The organism is Bradyrhizobium sp. ISRA442 (genome assembly GCF_038085055.1).
In the GTDB taxonomy this organism is placed as follows: domain Bacteria; phylum Pseudomonadota; class Alphaproteobacteria; order Rhizobiales; family Xanthobacteraceae; genus Bradyrhizobium.
The window spans coordinates 164,826-181,445 of the sequence record NZ_JALGCN010000007.1 but is presented as its reverse complement, the minus strand read 5'-3'; the positions used below and the strand labels follow the sequence as shown (position 1 = coordinate 181,445).

At 65.9% G+C, this 16,620-nt stretch carries 16 protein-coding genes; 7 read left to right on the top strand and 9 right to left on the bottom strand.

The features are described 5' to 3' along the window. Positions 1-145 precede the first annotated feature (145 nt). Positions 146-1,402, bottom strand: a complete 1,257-nt coding sequence (locus MTR72_RS17380) for an MFS transporter (protein WP_280970745.1) — start codon at positions 1,400-1,402, stop codon at positions 146-148. Beyond that, positions 1,399-2,814, bottom strand: coding sequence for an amidase (locus tag MTR72_RS17375; protein WP_280970746.1), 1,416 nt, complete (start codon positions 2,812-2,814; stop codon positions 1,399-1,401). Before MTR72_RS17375 ends, MTR72_RS17380 begins: the two co-directional genes overlap by 4 nt. A gap of 136 nt (positions 2,815-2,950) precedes the next feature. Here MTR72_RS17375 and MTR72_RS17370 point away from each other — a divergent pair, with 136 nt between their 5' ends. Then, positions 2,951-3,544: a CGNR zinc finger domain-containing protein gene (locus tag MTR72_RS17370; protein WP_280970747.1), complete on the top strand. Its 594-nt coding sequence runs from the start codon at positions 2,951-2,953 to the stop codon at positions 3,542-3,544. Between the two features lie 14 nt (positions 3,545-3,558). On the opposite strand, the gene moaC is transcribed toward MTR72_RS17370, so the two are convergent. Genes moaC through MTR72_RS17350 form a run of 4 tightly spaced genes read right to left on the bottom strand, consistent with a single transcriptional unit; the run spans position 3,559 to position 7,824 of the window. Continuing rightward, entirely contained in the window at positions 3,559-4,062 is a 504-nt protein-coding gene (gene moaC / locus MTR72_RS17365; RefSeq protein ID WP_280970748.1) for a cyclic pyranopterin monophosphate synthase MoaC, read from the bottom strand. Position 4,063: 1 nt separating this feature from the next. Continuing rightward, positions 4,064-4,888: an indole-3-glycerol phosphate synthase TrpC gene (gene trpC, locus MTR72_RS17360; protein ID WP_280970749.1), complete on the bottom strand. Its 825-nt coding sequence runs from the start codon at positions 4,886-4,888 to the stop codon at positions 4,064-4,066. 7 nt (positions 4,889-4,895) lie between these two features. After that, positions 4,896-5,909, bottom strand: a complete 1,014-nt coding sequence (gene trpD, locus MTR72_RS17355) for an anthranilate phosphoribosyltransferase (RefSeq protein ID WP_280970750.1) — start codon at positions 5,907-5,909, stop codon at positions 4,896-4,898. A 16-nt stretch (positions 5,910-5,925) separates the two neighbouring features. Beyond that, positions 5,926-7,824, bottom strand: a complete 1,899-nt coding sequence (locus MTR72_RS17350; RefSeq protein ID WP_341510741.1) for a SurA N-terminal domain-containing protein — start codon at positions 7,822-7,824, stop codon at positions 5,926-5,928. A gap of 212 nt (positions 7,825-8,036) precedes the next feature. Here MTR72_RS17350 and tpiA point away from each other — a divergent pair, with 212 nt between their 5' ends. From tpiA to MTR72_RS17335, 3 genes are all read left to right on the top strand, one after another. After that, positions 8,037-8,792, top strand: a complete 756-nt coding sequence (gene tpiA, locus MTR72_RS17345; RefSeq protein ID WP_280970752.1) for a triose-phosphate isomerase — start codon at positions 8,037-8,039, stop codon at positions 8,790-8,792. Positions 8,793-8,942: 150 nt separating this feature from the next. After that, on the top strand, positions 8,943-9,329 hold the full coding sequence (gene secG / locus MTR72_RS17340) for a preprotein translocase subunit SecG (protein WP_280970753.1): 387 nt from the start codon (positions 8,943-8,945) through the stop codon (positions 9,327-9,329). Positions 9,330-9,495: 166 nt separating this feature from the next. Continuing rightward, positions 9,496-11,127 (top strand): CTP synthase, encoded by a 1,632-nt coding sequence (locus tag MTR72_RS17335; RefSeq protein ID WP_280970754.1) that lies wholly within the window; start codon positions 9,496-9,498, stop codon positions 11,125-11,127. Here the strand turns inward: MTR72_RS17335 and MTR72_RS17330 are convergent. The 3 genes from MTR72_RS17330 to MTR72_RS17320 all read right to left on the bottom strand — a co-directional run bounded on the left by MTR72_RS17330 (position 11,094) and on the right by MTR72_RS17320 (position 13,908). Next, positions 11,094-11,753: a class I SAM-dependent methyltransferase gene (locus tag MTR72_RS17330; RefSeq protein ID WP_280970755.1), complete on the bottom strand. Its 660-nt coding sequence runs from the start codon at positions 11,751-11,753 to the stop codon at positions 11,094-11,096. The two genes, MTR72_RS17335 and MTR72_RS17330, sit on opposite strands and share 34 nt — an antisense overlap. A 107-nt stretch (positions 11,754-11,860) precedes the next feature. Next, positions 11,861-13,237 carry a sensor histidine kinase gene (locus tag MTR72_RS17325; protein WP_280970756.1) on the bottom strand — a complete coding sequence of 459 codons (1,377 nt, stop codon included), beginning with the start codon at positions 13,235-13,237 and terminating at the stop codon, positions 11,861-11,863. Beyond that, a complete protein-coding gene (locus MTR72_RS17320; RefSeq protein ID WP_280970757.1) occupies positions 13,234-13,908 on the bottom strand; it encodes a response regulator in 675 nt (224 codons plus the stop codon). The genes MTR72_RS17325 and MTR72_RS17320 overlap by 4 nt, the downstream gene beginning before the upstream one ends. A 197-nt stretch (positions 13,909-14,105) precedes the next feature. Between MTR72_RS17320 and MTR72_RS17315 the strand changes: the two genes are divergently transcribed. The 3 genes from MTR72_RS17315 to MTR72_RS17305 all read left to right on the top strand — a co-directional run bounded on the left by MTR72_RS17315 (position 14,106) and on the right by MTR72_RS17305 (position 16,611). After that, the gene (locus MTR72_RS17315; RefSeq protein ID WP_280970758.1) at positions 14,106-14,432 is read left to right on the top strand and encodes an NIPSNAP family protein; all 327 of its coding nucleotides are present in this window, start codon (positions 14,106-14,108) and stop codon (positions 14,430-14,432) included. 122 nt (positions 14,433-14,554) lie between these two features. Beyond that, on the top strand, positions 14,555-15,403 hold the full coding sequence (kdsA, locus tag MTR72_RS17310) for a 3-deoxy-8-phosphooctulonate synthase (protein WP_280970759.1): 849 nt from the start codon (positions 14,555-14,557) through the stop codon (positions 15,401-15,403). Then, a complete protein-coding gene (locus MTR72_RS17305; protein WP_280970760.1) occupies positions 15,403-16,611 on the top strand; it encodes an MFS transporter in 1,209 nt (402 codons plus the stop codon). The genes kdsA and MTR72_RS17305 overlap by 1 nt, the downstream gene beginning before the upstream one ends. Positions 16,612-16,620 lie beyond the last annotated feature (9 nt).

Genomic DNA, 16,620 nt, shown 5'->3' with positions numbered 1-16,620 from the left:
GTATGGAGGCGACGTTAGGAAGCGCGGTTAATGCCGGGTGAATCGGCACGTGCAAATGCAAGCGATGTGAGAACCACCGGATCGATGAATCCGGTGCGGCCGCGATTGAATACGGGCTCCAAGCTCAACACCAAGTTCGGATCGATCAGCGCTTCGCTGCGCTGATCGCGTACGTTCCGCTGCGCTCCAGTATCGCCACTACGATCAGCGCCGCGACGACGTTCGCGCCGGCGCTGAGCAGGATAGGCAGCGTGTAGCTGTGACTGACGTCGTAGACGAAGCCTGCGGCGCTCGGGCCGACCAGCGTGCCGAACGCAACGCTGGTGTAGAGAATGCCGATGATGCCGCTGACGTTGCGTCCGCCAAAATAGTCCATCACCACCGTCGGCAGGACTGCAACCCAGCCGCCGTAGAACACGCCATAGACGAAGGCGAAGGCGGCGAGGCTCCAGACATCGCTCGCAAAGGCCCAGATCGCCATGGCGAGCGCCATGCCGATCAGTACCATGATCAGCGAGCGGTCGCGGCCCATCCGGTCGGCGATGGCGCCAAGAAAGAACCGGCCTGCGGTGCTGCCGGCCCCGATCATCCCGAGCAGCAGCACGGCGGAGGACGCCGCGACCCCGTGGTCGCGCGCATAGGGCACGAGATGGACGAACGGGACGAATGCGCCAAAGGAGCAGACCAGGCACGACACATAGAGGCCGACGAACCGGATCGACCGGACGGCCTCGCGCACCGAAGCGCCGCCGGCGTGGGTTGCGCCCGAGGCCTCGCGGGGCGGATCGCCGTCGGGACCGAGGCCACGGTCCTTCGGGTCATTCTCGATCAGCAGCGACAGCGCGCCACCCACCACCAGTGCAATCGCACCCAGCGCCAGATAGGCACCGCGCCAGCCCACCGATGCGATGAGCAGGGAGGCGAGCGGCGGCATCGCCAGCGTGCCGAGCCCGATGCCGCTGACCGCGAGCCCCGAGGCAAAGCCGCGGCGCCTGACGAACCAGCGTTGCACCGCGCCGAGCGCCGGAACAAAGGCGCAGCCCATCCCGACGCCGACACCAAGGCCGTAGGCGAGATAGACCTCGACAAGCGAGCGCGCAGCGCTCGCGGCCGCGAGGCCGGCCGCGAGCAGGATCATGCCGGCGACGGCGAGCGGCCGTGAGCCGAACCGGTCGGCGAGGGGACCGCTGACGAGGCCGAGCGCGAAGTAGAGGAAGCCCGCGATCGAAAACACCAGCGAGATCGAACCGCGCGAGGCGCCGAAATCGCGCTGCAGCGGCTCCAGGAACGCGCTGAACGTATAGGCAGAGCCGAAGCCGACGAACATCACGGCGAATGCCGCGGCGACGACAAACCAGCCATGGAAAATGCTCCGCTGAGGGAGCGTGGATTGAATGGTCATTGTTGCCTCCGCGAGGTGAGGGAAGGATGGCGACGATGCCAGGACGTGGCGCGCTGGAACGCAGCGCCGGCGCGCACGAGCATGGCCTCGCCGAGATGGGCGGCAACGAGCTGGAACGCGGTCGGCAGTCCGTCCGCCGATGCGCCACCCGGTAGCGTGATCGTGGGATGACCGGTCATGTCGAACGGGCAGGTGTAGCGCTGCAGCTTCGCGATCAGATCCGGCTGCTCGCCGAGCGTCCGGATCATGGCCAGCGTCACAGGCGGGAACGGGTGCACCGGGATCAGCAGCAGGTCGATGGTCTCGAACAGCGCAGCCACCCGGCCGCGCAGCGCCAGCCGCCGCAGTAGGATCTTCTGATAATCGAGAGCAGAGAGCGCGCGACCGGCCTCGATCACCGAGGCGAGGATCGGACCATACTCATCCCTGCGGGCAGGATAGGTCGCCTCGTGCGCGACCGCAGCTTCGACCGCACAATTCGGCATCCAGTCGGCGATCGCCTGCGTGACGTCGGGAAATCTGACATCGACGATGTCAGCGCCAAGCGCGCGGAAGGCATCGATGGCGTCTGCCAGCACGCGTTGTGTCGCGACGTCCACGTCGTCGTTGTTCCAGACGGCGTCGACGCCGATCCGTAAGCCCCGCACGTCCTGTGTGGCCGCGGTCAGATAGTCGGGCACCGGATCGAGCAGCGACGTCGGATCGTTCGGGTCGTGTCCGGCGATGGCGCCGAGCAGTGCGCCGACATCGGCAGCGCTGCGGCCGATCGGCCCGACATGGTCGAGCGTCGCGGCCAGCTCGAACGTACCGTGGCGGCTGACGCGACCCCAGCTTGGCTTCAGCCCGGTCAGGCCGTTGGCGGCGGACGGCCAGCGGATCGAGCCGCCGGTGTCGGAGCCGAGCGAGCCGAAGCAAAGTCCGGCGGCCGTCGCGACCGCTGGGCCGCTGGATGAGATGCCCGGCCAGTAAGCCGGATTCCACGGATTCTTCGGCGGCGTCACCGACGGATGGTGATCGGAATAGGCACCCTCGCTGAGCTGCACCTTGCCGAGCACCACGGCGCCTGCGTCCTTCAGCCGTTGCACGACGGTCGCGTCTTCATTGGGACGAAAATCGCGATGAAGCGTGGTGCCGGCCGCCGTCGGAATGCCTTTGGTCCAGAACAGATCCTTGAGCGCAATCGGCACGCCATGCAGCGGACCCCGATAGCGGCCATGCGCGATTTCGGCGTCGGCGGCTTTCGCATCAGTGATGGCCGTTTCCGCCATCACGTGAACGTAGCTGCCGAGTTCACGGTCGAGGGCGTCGATACGGTCGAGTTGCGCACGCGTCAGCTCCAGCGCGGAGATCTCGCGCGTCTTGAGGCGTGCAGCGAGCTCGGTGAGTTCGAGATAGTGCAGGGCGTCGGCCACGGCTCGCGTTCTCCATTTTCTATCGCAATGACGCTCGATTTCCGAAAGATCAACACCAGTATAATTAAGATACAGGTGTTTGGTTGCCGTCAACCAGTAAATATGTTTTACTGGTGTGCCAATTTCTGGTGTTCCGATGTCGAAAGAGTCGCGCAAGTTCAAGGTTCCCGACGCGCTGGCGAACGTCTATGATTTCGCCAACACGCTCGATGTCCGCCATTTCACGCATTTCGGCGTGGAGCATCCGCAGAGCGACGGGCTCGCCGGGCCGAAGCAACTCGCAGACTGGATGCGGGAACGCGGCCTCGGCACTGAGGGCGGACGCATTACGCCGGCGATGTTCGAGGCCGCGCTGCGGCTGCGCACCGCCTTGCGCGCCTATCTGCAGTGCGATCCGGCCGAGCGGCGCCGGAACCGGGACATTCTCGGCGCGCTCGATGACGCGCTCGCGCCGTTTCCGCTGCGGGTCGAGGCTCGCGCCGGGCGCGGCGCAGTATTATCGGCGGCGCGCGAGGATGCGCTGGCCGGCCTGTCAGCAATTGCGATCGAGCTTCATGACGCAACGCTTGTGGGAACGCTTGACCGGCTGAAGATGTGCGCGTCGGAGGAATGCCGTCGGGTATTCTTCGATCGGTCGAAACCATCGACGCGGCGGTGGTGCATGTCGACGCTGTGCGGCAACCGGATGAAGACGCGCGCCTATCGCGAGCGGCAGCGCGAGGCGAAATAGACCAGATCGGGCGATCAGGCGCGGTAGTGGCCGGACTTGCCGCCCATCTTCTCGATGAGATGGATGCGCTCGATGCGCACGCCGCGCTCCACCGCCTTGATCATGTCGTAGATGGTGAGGCAGGCGACCGACACCGCTGTGAGCGCCTCCATCTCGACACCGGTCGGGCCGGTCACCTTCACGGTGGCGCGAACGAGGCAGCCCGGTAGTTTGGCATCGGGCTCGATGTCGACCGTGACCTTGGACAACGCCAGCGGATGGCAGAGCGGGATCAATTCCGAGGTGCGCTTCGCCGCCATGATGCCGGCGATGCGTGCGGTGCCGAGCACGTCGCCCTTCTTGGCATTGCCGGAACGGATCAGGTCGAGCGTCGCCTTGCTCATGACGACGCACCCCTCTGCTACCGCGACCCGCTCGGTCGCGGGCTTATCCGAGACGTCCACCATCCGCGCCTCGCCCGAGGCGCCGATATGGGTGAGGGCTGGCTTGGCCTTCGTGTCCGTCTTGGCGGGCGCCATCTCAACGCGTGCCCGTCGTGCGCGCCGCATCAACGCCGCGCGTGAGCAGCGCACGCGTGGCGGCGGTCACATCCGCCTGCCGCATCAGGCTCTCGCCGACTAGGAAGGTCGACATGCCGACGCGCTCGAGCCGGGTAAGGTCGGCCGGCGTGAAGATGCCGCTCTCGCCGACCATCAGCCGCTCCTGCGGAATCAGCGGCGCCAGGGCCTCGCTGGTCGCGAGCGTCGTCTCGAAGGTGCGCAGGTTGCGGTTGTTGACGCCGATCATCGGCGAGCGAAGTTTTAGCGCCCGGTCGAGCTCGGCGCGGTCGTGGATCTCGATCAGCACGTCCATGCCATAGGCAAGCGCCGCGTCCTCGAGATCCCAGGCGGCCGCATCGTCGAGCGCCGCCATGATAACCAGGATGCAGTCGGCACCGTGTGCGCGCGCCTCAGCCACCTGATAGGTGTCGAACATGAAATCCTTGCGCAGTACCGGCAGCGACGTCGCCGCGCGTGCGGCCACCATGAAGTCGAGATGTCCCTGGAACGAGGGCGCATCCGTCAGCACCGACAGACATGCGGCGCCGCCCGCCTCGTAGGCCTTGGCAAGCCGCGGCGGATCGAAATCGGCACGGATCAGTCCCTTCGAGGGCGACGCCTTCTTGACCTCGGCGATCAGCGCGTAATCGCCATTGGCATGCTTGGCCTTGATCGCACGTACAAAGCCGCGCGGCGCGGTTTGCGCCTTGGCCTTCGCCTCGAGGGCCGACAACGGCTGCGCGCGCTTGGCAGCGGTGATCTCCTCGCGCTTGTACGCCTCGATCTTGGTCAGGATGTCCGACATGCCAGGTTCAGTCGTTGGAGACGGCGATCAGATGTTTCAGCCGCGCGTTCGCTGCGCCGCTGTCGAGCGACGTGGCGCCGATCGCGACGCCTTCCCTGAGGTCCTTGGCGCGTCCGGCCACGACCAGTGCGGCCGCCGCATTTATCAGCGCGACGTCGCGGTAGGGGCTCGGCTTGCCGTCCAGCACGCTTTGCAGCGCCGCCGCATTGGCATCGGCGTCACCGCCCCTCAGCGCGCCGGCCGCACAGCGTGACAGGCCGGCTTCCTCCGGCGTCACCTCGAAATTCCTGATCTCGCCGTTCTCGAGCGCGGAGACGAAAGTCGGGCCGGTGAGGGTGATCTCGTCGAGGCCGTCGGAGCCGTGCACGACCCAGACGGATTCGGAGCCGAGATTCCGCAGCACCTGCGCCAGCGGCTGCACCCATTGCCGCGAAAACACGCCGACCATCTGCCGCTTCACGCCGGCCGGATTGGACAGCGGTCCGAGCAGATTGAAGATCGTGCGGGTCGCGAGCTCGACCCGGGTCGGACCGACGTTCTTCATGGCGGGATGATGGGCAGGGGCGAACATAAAGCCGATGCCGCATTCGCGTACGCAGCGCCCGACCTCGTCGGGTTTGAGGTCGATCTTCACACCGAGCGAGGCGAGCACGTCGGCGGCCCCAGAGCGCGACGACAGCGCGCGGTTGCCGTGCTTGGCCACCGGCACGCCCGCGCCAGAGACGATGAAGGAGGCGCAGGTCGAGACGTTGACCGAGCCCGAGCCGTCGCCACCCGTGCCGACGATGTCGACGGCGTCGCCGGGCGCCGTGACCTTGAGCATCTTGGAGCGCATCGCCGCGACCGCGCCGGTGATCTCGTCCACGGTCTCGCCGCGCACGCGCAGCGCCATCAGGAGGCCGCCCATCTGCGAGGGGGTGGCCTCGCCGGACATCACGGCGTCGAAGGCGGCAGCCGCCTCGTCACGCGACAGGCTGGCGCCGGTCGCCACTTTTCCAATGATCGATTTCAGGTCGTCCATCGCGTGCTTTCACTGATTACTGGTTCGCGCCCGTCACCTGCGCGAAGGCGGCCTGATTGATGCTGGTTCCGATGTTGGTTTCAAGCTTGTTGACGTAGGAGGCGACCTGCTCCTCGGTCAGCGCGCGGTCGATCGTCTCCTTCAGCTTCTTCACGGCGTCGGAGGCGAAGTCGACCTTCGGGTCGACGATGTCGGTCACGCGGAAGACGATCACGTCGCTGCCGCCACTCACAGGCGCTTGTGCAACGCCATCCTTGGCGGTGCGAAAGGCGGCGGTGACGACGACCGAGGGCACGCCGGCCGGCGAGTCGTCGCGCTTGAAGCCCGTTGCGGTCTCGACCTTGGCGCCGATCGCGCCGGCCTCGTCGGCGAGCTTGCCGCCCTGTTCGAGTTTTTTCACCATCTCGGTCGCCTTGGCCTTCAGCTTGGTGGCGATCTGGTCCTGGCGCCAGCGCGCCTCGACCTGGTCGCGGACCTCGTCGAGATTGCGGTCGCGCGAGGGCGTGACGGCGAGCACGTCGTACCAGACGTAGCCGCCCTGGAACGAGATCGGATCGTTGTCGACGCCGACGTCGCTGTTGAAGGCCTGAGATACCACGTCGAGGCCCTGCGGGATGTTGGCGACGGGCTGGCCGTTCGGCGCACGGCCGGAGCGGTCGACCGCGTCGATGGTCACGGCGGTGAGCCCGAGCTTCTGCGCCGCATCGACCACGCTGGCGCCGCCGCCGCGCTCATCCTCCATCTTGTCGCGGAGGTCCGCGACCTTGACGCGTGCGCGCTCGGTCGCGATCTCCCGCTTGAGGTCGGCCGCGACGCTGGCGTAGTTGGCCTCAACGCCCGGCTCGATCTTGTCGACCTTGACGATCGCGGTGCCGAGGGGCCCCTGGATCGGCTGGCTGATCTCGCCCACGGGCAGCGCGAAGGCGGCGTCCGCAACCGTGGGATTGAGCGCCGACTTGGTCACGAGCCCGAGATCGACATCGGCGGCGCTCAGCCCGCGCTCCTTGGCGAGGTCTTCGAAGGACATCCCGCCAGTCAGGCGCTCACGCGCGGCCTGCGCTTCGGCGGCGTTCGGAAACACGATCTGGTGGATCTGCCGCTTCTCCGGCGTGCCGAGGCGATCCTTGCGTTGCTCGAACAGCTTCTTCGCGTCGTCGTCGGAGACCTCGCTCCACTTGCCGATTTCTTCCGGCGAGATCACCACAAAGGCGATCTTGCGGTATTCGGGCGCGCGGAACTGGACCTTGTGGTCCTCGAAATAAGCCGCCAGCGTCTCAGGCGAGGGCGCATCGATGGTGCCGGCCTGTGCGGCGTCGAGCCTGACGAATTCGATCGTGCGCTGCTCATTCTGGAAACGCGTGAGAGCGTCGATCAGCGCCTTCGGCGGCTCGAGCCCGGCGCCGATCGTGCCGGTGATCTGACGGCGCTGCGAGACCTTGCGCTGCTCGGCGACGTAGCGCTGCTCGGTGTAGCCGAAATTGCGGATCACGGCCTGGAAGCGCTGGGCATCGAAATTGCCGCCGACGCCCTTGAAGTTCGGGTCGTTCATGATGAACTGGCGGATCTGCTCGTCGGACTGGCCGAGCCCGAGCCGCCGCGCCTCTTCGTCCAGCGCGGCCTCCGCAATCGTCTGCTGCAGCACCTGACGGTCGAGCCCGAAAGCGCGGGCCTGGTCAGGGGTCAACGGACGGCCGAACTGGCGGCCGATCTGCTGCAGGCGATCGGTGTAGATCTGGCGGAATTCGTTCAGCGAAATCTCGGTGCTGCCCACCTTGGCTACCGTAGACTGCCCGAAGCCGCGGAAGATGTCGGCGATGCCCCAAATGCCAAAACTGATGATCAACACGCCCATCACCACGGCCATAATGGTCTTGCCGAGCCAGTTTGATGAGGCCTTGCGCATTCCTCGAAGCATTGGGTCCAACTTGTTTGGCAGGAAGGGAACCGGAGCGCGCCTTAAAGCAGATTCCGCGAAAGGGCGTCACCGAATTGATATGGCATCATAAAGTGGCGGCTTTTCCCCCGCAACCTGCCGCGGCCTTAAGCTGTGTTAACGGATCGCGGTCTCTGGAACTGAGACGCTCGCTCTGCTAGCGCATTGCAAACCCAATTTCGCTGGAATCCGACATGACCGATGCCATCCGACCTCTGATCGCCGGCAACTGGAAAATGAATGGCCTAAAGGCCTCGACTGCCGAATTCGACGCCATGCTCAACGGTGCGGCAGACGTGACCGCGAAGGCCGACCTGTTGGTCTGTCCGCCGGCGACCCTGGTCGCGGCTTTTGCGGAGAAGGCGCGCGGGAAGGCGGTGGCCGTGGGAGCGCAGGATTGCCATCCCAAGGCCTCCGGCGCCCATACCGGCGACATTGCCGCGGAAATGCTGGCTGATGCGGGGGCGACTGCCATTATCGTCGGCCATTCCGAGCGCCGCGCGGACCATGGCGAGAGCGACCTTCTCGTGAAGCAGAAGGCGGAAGCGGCTTGGCGCGCCGGGGTAATCGCGATTGTCTGCATCGGCGAAACCCAAGGCCAGCGCGACGCCGGCCAGACGCTGGACATCCTGCGCGGTCAGCTCAACGGCTCGCTGCCGGATGGGTCGACTGCCGCCAATCTGGTGGTGGCCTACGAGCCGGTCTGGGCGATCGGCACCGGCCTGACCCCCACGGCCAAGGATGTCGAGCAGATTCATGGCTTTATCCGGGAACTCCTGACCTCCCGGTTCAAGGCCGATGGCGCCAGGATGCGCATCCTCTATGGCGGTTCGGTCAAGCCCTCGAACGCAGCCGAACTGATGGCGGTCAGCAACGTCAACGGCGCGCTGATCGGTGGCGCCAGCCTGAAGGCCGCCGATTTCCTTGCGATTGCCAAGGGCTGCCCCTAGCTAAAGGCGAAGCGCGGCGGGTCAAAGTACTGCCCGATCGGGGGTGGCAATGGCCGTTCCGATCGTGTAACACCGCGCAACTTCAGGAAAACCCGCGAAGCGCGATGGGCCGCCGATCTCGGCGCTGTCGGCTTGTGACGGAAGGGTACAATGCACACTGTTGTCATCGTCATCCACCTCATGATCGTCGCCGTGATGATCGGCGCCGTCCTGCTTCAGAAGTCGGAAGGCGGCGGCCTCGGCATGGGAGGAGGCGCGGGCTTCATGTCGAGCCGCGGCACCGCGAACCTTTTGTCGCGCACGACCGCGATCCTCGCCGCCGGCTTCTTCCTCACCAGCCTGTTCCTGTCCTGGTATGCAGGCTACGACCGCAAGCCGTCGTCGATCATCGGCCAGCCGGCGTCGCAGACGCAGCCGGCCGGAGGCGCGCCGGTCGCGCCACCGACCTCGGGCGGCATCCTGGATTCGTTGAAGAAGGCTGACGAGCAGCAGCAGAACCAAGCGCCTGCTGGGCCGCAGGTTCCGCGGTCGCAATAAAGCAGGGGGGCCATGCAGGGCGGCGGCTACCGTCCTGCATCAACAAGCCCCATCAAGGCTCTGTCACCACTCTTAGTTTTGGCTCACCCACAGGCCCGCAGAATCTTTGGGGCGGAAGACGAATCGCTTTGGCGAATCGAATTCGGGGGATTAAAGGTTAAGTCCCATGGCGCGGTACATATTCATCACCGGCGGCGTGGTTTCTTCGCTCGGAAAGGGTCTGGCTTCAGCGGCACTCGGTGCCCTCCTGCAGTCCCGCGGGTACAAGGTCCGCCTCCGCAAGCTCGACCCCTATCTCAACCTCGATCCCGGAACGATGTCGCCGTATCAGCACGGCGAAGTGTTCGTGACCGATGACGGCGCGGAGACCGATCTCGATCTCGGTCACTACGAACGCTTCACCGGCCGTCCCGCAACAAAAGCCGACAACATCACGACAGGCCGGATCTATCAGGACATCATCACCAAGGAGCGGCGCGGCGATTATCTCGGCGCGACGATCCAAGTGGTCCCGCACGTCACCAATGCCATCAAGGAGTTCGTCCTCGACGGCAATGACGACTACGATTTCGTGCTGGTTGAGATCGGCGGCACCGTCGGCGACATCGAGGGCCTGCCGTTCTTCGAGGCGATCCGCCAGCTCAAGAACGAGCTGCCGCGCGATCATGCCGTCTACATTCATCTCACGCTGCTCCCCTACATCCCGAGCGCCGGCGAACTGAAGACCAAGCCGACGCAGCATTCGGTGAAGGAGCTGCGCTCGATCGGCATCCAGCCGGACATCCTGCTCTGCCGCACCGATCGCGAGATACCGAAGGAGGAGCGGCGCAAGCTCGGGCTGTTCTGCAACGTACGCGAAAGCGCCGTGATCGAGGCGCGCGACGTCGACAACATCTATGCCGTGCCCGAGGCCTATCACGCCGCAGGCCTCGACGACGAGGTGCTCGCCGCCTTCGGCATCGGCTCGCGGATTCCGCCGGCTCTGCAGAGCTGGCAGCAGATCAACGAGCGCATCCGCAATCCCGAGGGTAACGTCACCATCGCGATCGTCGGCAAATATACCGGGATGAAGGATGCCTATAAGTCGCTGATCGAGGCGCTCTCGCACGGCGGCATCGCCAACAAGGTGAAGGTCAATCTCGACTGGATCGAGAGTGAGATTTTCGAGAAGGAAGATCCCGCGCCGTTCCTCGAGCACGTCAACGGCATCCTGGTGCCCGGCGGCTTCGGCCAGCGCGGCGCGGAGGGCAAGATCCGCGCGGCGCAGTTCGCGCGCGAGCGCGACGTGCCGTATTTCGGCATCTGCTTCGGCATGCAGATGGCGGTGATCGAAGCCGCACGAAATCTCGTCGGCATCGAGGAGGCCAATTCCACCGAGTTCGGCCCGACCAAGGAGCCGCTGGTCGGCCTGATGACGGAATGGTTGCGTGGCAACGAGCTCGAGAAGCGCTCCCAGGCCGGCGACCTCGGCGGTACGATGCGGCTTGGCGCGTATCCCGCGGCGCTCAACCGTGGGAGCCGCGTCTCCCAAGTCTATGGCGGCGCGACCGAGATTTCCGAGCGCCACCGCCACCGCTACGAGGTCAACACGGCCTACAAGGACCGCCTCGAGCAGCACGGCCTGAAATTTTCGGGCCTCTCGCCGGACGGCGTGCTGCCGGAGATCGTCGAGTACGAGGACCATCCCTGGTTCATCGGCGTGCAATTCCACCCCGAGCTGAAGTCGCGGCCCTTCGAGCCGCACCCGCTGTTTGCGTCGTTCATTCAGGCGGCGGTGGTGCAGTCGCGGCTGGTCTGACGATTCGGCTTGACCGGCGCTGAGGATTCGGGCGCAAGCAATCCGGTGATGACCTTCATCTGCGGCCGCCGCGTGAGCCTGTAAACGGCGGCAGGGGGCACGTTGAGCATCGCGCGATCCACCAGCTTGGCCCGTAAGCCCAGCCGGTCGAGCACGGGTCGTGGCACCGGGCAGCTCATCCCATACGTGAACTGGTAGAACGCGCCGCCTGGGCGGATGTAGGTGAATGCCCCGCCGATGATCGAGACGACTTTGCGCGTCGACATGTTGAGCAGCGGTAAGCCGCTGACGACGGCGCCGACGGGGGCGCCGTCATAGAGACGGTGCGCGGTGAGCCGTGCTGCATCCATCCACAGGACGCGTGCGCCGGGAAAACGCATTTGCAGGAGCTTCATGAAGTCGGAGCCGTATTCGATGAGCGTGAGGTCTTCCTGACGGACGCCGCGCTTCAAGAGCTTATAGGTGAAGGCGCCGGTGCCGGGGCCGAGCTCGAGGATCGGGCCGGTCGCCGCGGTGATCTCGCGCGTGATGAGATCGGCAAGCGCCGCGCCTGACGGGGCGATCGCGCCGACCCGACGCGGCGCCGACATCCAGGCAAGAAAGAACGAGAGAAGATCGTTGGGCATGCGCACTCCGGCGTTTTGATTCGCGCCTCGCAATGAGAGGTGAGGCCGCTTGCAATGTCGCGGGAGTGCATTGCGACAGCATTGCGGGCGCGGAATGCGGACTAAAATCAATTGTCGCCAATCGGTGGCAGCGTAATTTTGAAGCGAGCGCCGCCATTAGCGCCGTCCAGCACCGAGACGTGGCCGCGATGCAGCAGCATGATCTCGCGAACCATGTTGAGGCCGAGGCCGGCGCCGTGATCAAGCGGGGTGAGCCGATAGAAGGGCTCGAAGATCATCTCGCGCTGATCGGGCGGAATGCCGGCGCCCTCGTCGGTGACTTCGATGCATGCGGGCTTGCTGACGCGGATGCCGATCGTGCCGCGGCGAGGCCCGTGCTGGATCGCATTTTGCACGAGATTGGTCAGCGCGCGCTCCAGTGCTGCGGCATCGCCGAGCGTCTCGATCCGCGTCTCGGGCGCGTCGAGGGCCAGTTCGTAGCCAGCAGCGATCGCCAGCGGCGCAAGCTCGGCCGCGACGCCCTGAGCGACAGCGACGAGGTCGACGCGTGTGAAGGGATGTCCGCAGCGGTCGAGCCGCTGGATGTCGAGCAGTTGCTCGGCGAGCGTTGCGAGCCGGGCGGCATCCTCGATCAGGCGGGTTTTCTCCGGTCCCGATGGAAGCGACTCCAACCGCGTGTTCAGGATTGCGATCGGCGTGCGCAGCTCATGCGCGGCGTCCGCGACGAACCGCTTGTGGCGGGCATAGCCTTCATCGAGCCGCGCCAGCGCATCATTGACCGCAGTCACGAGCGGCACGACCTCGAGCGGGATGCGGTCCACCGACAGCCGCGCGCCGCGCTGATGGATGTCGATCCGGCGCGCCTGGTCCGCCGTCATGTCCAGCCCTTTGAAGGCGCGCTGCACGATCATCGGGGTCGCGATGAATGTCGCCGTTCCCATCAGTAGCAGGCCGGGCAGGGCGATGCCGAGGAACATGAGCGAGGTCATGAACACGGCCTTGGCGCCTGTGAGCCTGCCTTGCGTCGCCGTGATGACCTGCACGTTGCCGGCATCCGTGTCGACGCGCTTCAGCCGTGCCGGCGCTTTGCGCGGATCGTCCTCGAAAAGCTGCCATCCCAGCCGCGCCTGGCTGATCTGGTCGAGCGCGCCGCCGATGGCGGCGAACTCGGCCGGCACGGAGCCTTCGCTGAGCGAACGGCCCTGTCGGTCCCGGACCAGGAACCAGAGGTCGGGCGTCTCTGCGCGCAATTGCTTCAGCTCCGCCGTCGACCGTAGTATCAGGCCGCCCTGCGCATCGCGTGCGAGCGCATGCTGCACCACGTCGATCACCCGATCTTCGTCGCGCTCGGCGAGCACGAAGCCCGATGCGCACAGCGCCAGGATGATGACGGCTACCAGCGCAAGGAGCAGTGCGGCCTGGAGCGAGAGTAGGCGCCAGCTCAGCCGCGAGCGCAGGCAATATGGATCGGCCTGCTTGCTCACGGCAGTTTCTTCAGGAGATAGCCGACGCCGCGGATGCCGTGGATCTCGACACCCGCATCCGCCTCGGCAAGCTTGCGGCGCAGCCGCGACACATGAGTGTCCAGCGCGTTGGACTGGATCTCGTCGTCGAAATTGTAGACGGCTTCCTCCAGCGCCGAGCGCAGGACGGTCCGGCCCATGCGGCGGACCAGGGCTTCGAGCACCAGGAGCTCGCGTCGCGGCAGCTCGAACGGGCAGCCGTCGATGCTGGCCTCGCGGTGGCCGACATCGAAGGCGAGGCGGCCCGCTCGGATGATGTCGGGCGTGAGGCCTGCGGGCCGCCGCAACACCGCGCGCAGGCGCGCCAGCAATTCCTCGACCGCGAAAGGCTTGGCCAGATAGTCGTCCGCGCCGCTGTCGAGCCCGGCGACGCGGTCGGCGAGCTCGCCGCGGGCGGTCAGGACGATGATCGGGACGCCGTCGGCGCGCGCCCTCAGCTTCGGGATCAGGGTAAGGCCATCGCCATCGGGAAGCTGGCGGTCGAGCAGGACGGCGGCGTGGACGGCGGCGGAAATCGCCTCTTCCGCTTCGGCCAGCGTCGGCGCGTGGTCCACTACCATGTCATAGCGCGTCAGCGCCGAGGCCAGCGCACCGGCCATCTCCGCCTCATCCTCGACGAGCAAAATCCGCATGATCCGGCACCTCAACCTCAACCGAGCTGTTCTAGCCGCCGTATCATTGCGGCAGCATTGCGGGAACCGGCTGCGACCGGGTGGCCGCGAAAGGCTGCCAGCCATGCGCGGAATGCCACCGGGGGAGCCGGGCGGGGCTCAAGACAGCTTCATGGCCGGCCGCTATAACCGCCGGACTTGATCAGGGAGGAACCAGGATGATCTACGAAATGCGTCAGTATCGCTGCGTGCCCGGCCGTCTGCCGGCACTGCTCAAGCGATTCGAGACGGTCACGCTGAAGCTGTGGGAGAGGCACGGCATCCGCCAGGCCGGTTTCTTCACCACGATGATCGGCGAATCCAATCAAGAATTGACCTATTTCCTGGCCTGGGAGTCGCTTGCCGAGCGTGAGAAGAAGTGGGGCGCGTTCATGACCGATCCCGACTGGCTCGACGCGCGGGCGAAATCGGAAGCGGACGGGCAGATCGTCGCCAACATCGTCAGCCAGCTCCTGACGCCGACCGCCTTCTCGGTGGTGAAATGATCTCCGGCCTGCCGGCGCGCGCAGCCCGGGCGCAACCCTGATATTCGAACGGCTAGGGGCCGAAGAGGGTTGATCCGACCCTCATCGCCGCTATGGTCGCGCCGAAACGAGGGAAATTGGCCTTGAGCTCTTCACCGTCAGCAGCGCCGGTCGTCACCATTGGCACGGTCAAATTCGGCAATGATCTGCCGATCTCGATCATTGCCGGGCCGTGCCAGCTCGAAAGCCGCCAGCATGCGCTGGAGGTGGCGTCCGCGCTGAAGGAGATCGCCGCGCGGCTGAAAGTCGGCCTCGTCTACAAGACCTCCTTCGACAAGGCCAACCGCACCAGCGCGTCTGCGGCCCGCGGCCTCGGGCTCGCCCAGTCGTTGCCGATCTTCGCGGAGATCCGCTCCTCAGTTGGTCTGCCCGTGCTGACCGACGTGCACGAGGCCGCGCAATGCTCCGAGGTGGCGCAAGCGGTGGACATCTTGCAGATCCCGGCCTTCCTGTGCCGGCAGACCGATCTCCTCCTCGCCGCGGCTGCGACCGGCAAGGTCGTCAACGTCAAGAAGGGCCAGTTCCTGGCGCCGTGGGACATGGCCAATGTCGTGACCAAGATCACGAGCGCGAACAATCCCAACGTGCTCGTCACCGAGCGCGGCGCTTCGTTCGGCTACAACACACTCGTGTCCGACATGCGCGCGCTGCCGATCCTGGCGCGTACCACCGGTGCGCCCGTGATCTTCGATGCCACCCATTCGGTGCAGCAGCCGGGCGGGAAGGGGACCTCATCGGGCGGCGAACGCGAGTTCGTGCCTGTGCTGGCGCGCGCAGCGGTGGCCGTCGGCGTCGCCGGCGTATTCATCGAGACTCATCCCGATCCCGACCATGCGCCGTCGGACGGGCCCAACATGGTGCCGCTGCGGGAGTTCGAAGGCCTGATCCGCACGCTGATGGCATTCGACGCGCTCGCAAAGAATCAGAGCTGATGTCGCAACGCGAAGTGCGGCCGTACGACCACGGCTTGCCGGCCGCGCTCTATGTCATTTCCGGTGCGAGCTTCGCCGCGGCGCTGTCGGCGCGCGCCCTCGATCCGGTGCTGCCGCACATCGCCGAGGATTTCAGCGTCAGCATCGCCACCGCTGCGGGCTTTTCGGCGGTCTTTGCCTTCACTTTCTCGATCATCCAGCCGCTGATCGGTGCTGCCGCCGATCTTTTCGGCAAGACGCGGCTGATGATCGGCTGCCTTGCGCTGCTCGGCCTCGCCAACATCCTCGGCGCGCTCTCGACCTCGTTCTCGCTGCTGTTCGCCACTCGCATCCTTGCCGGCATCGGCTCAGGCGGCGTGTTTCCGATCGCGCTGAGCCTGACCAGCGATCTTGTCGGCCCGGAGAAGCGTCAGGTTGCAATCAGCCGCACGCTGGCCGGCGCCATGACCGGCAATCTACTCGGCGCCTCAGCCTCGGGCCTGATCGGCGACTTCCTCGGCTGGCGCGGCGTGCTGGCGGTGCTCGGCGCGCTGGTGATCGTCGCCTCGATCGCGGTCGGCGCAGGCTTTCACGGCGCGAAGATCAAGCATCCGCCGAAGACGAGCCTGTCGGCCCTGAAAGCCGGCTATCGCACCATCTTCACCAATCCGAACGCCTATGTGTGTTACTCGGCCGTGTTCGTCGAGGGCTGCTGCGTGCTCGGCCTGTTTCCCTACATCGCCTCGTTCCTGTTCGATCTCGGGCAGACCTCGCTATCCATCGCCGGCATCGTCATCGCGGGCTTCGCGGTCGGCGGTCTGTTCTACACGCTGACGGTGTCGCGCCTGCTGCCGCGGCTCGGCGTCAAGGGCATGATGATCGCCGGCATGACGCTGGTGGCCTCGCAACTCGTCGCCGTCGCCTTCGGCCCGCGCTGGGAAGTCCAGACCCTCAATCTCATCGTCATGGGCTGGGGCTTCTATATGGCCCATGGCTGCCTCCAGGTCTTTGCCAGCGAGCTCTCGGTGGAGGCGCGCGCGACCGCGCTCTCGCTGCACTCGTTCTTCTTCTTCATGGGGCAGACGGTCGGCCCGCTCGCCTACGGCCTTGGCCTGCAACATGCCGGCAAGATGTCGACCCTGGTCGCGAGCGCCATGATCATGGTGGTGCTGGGCCTCGTCTGCGCGCAGTTGCTCAGGCCGCGCGCACCGTCTGACGCGCGCGCCTGATGCGCTGAG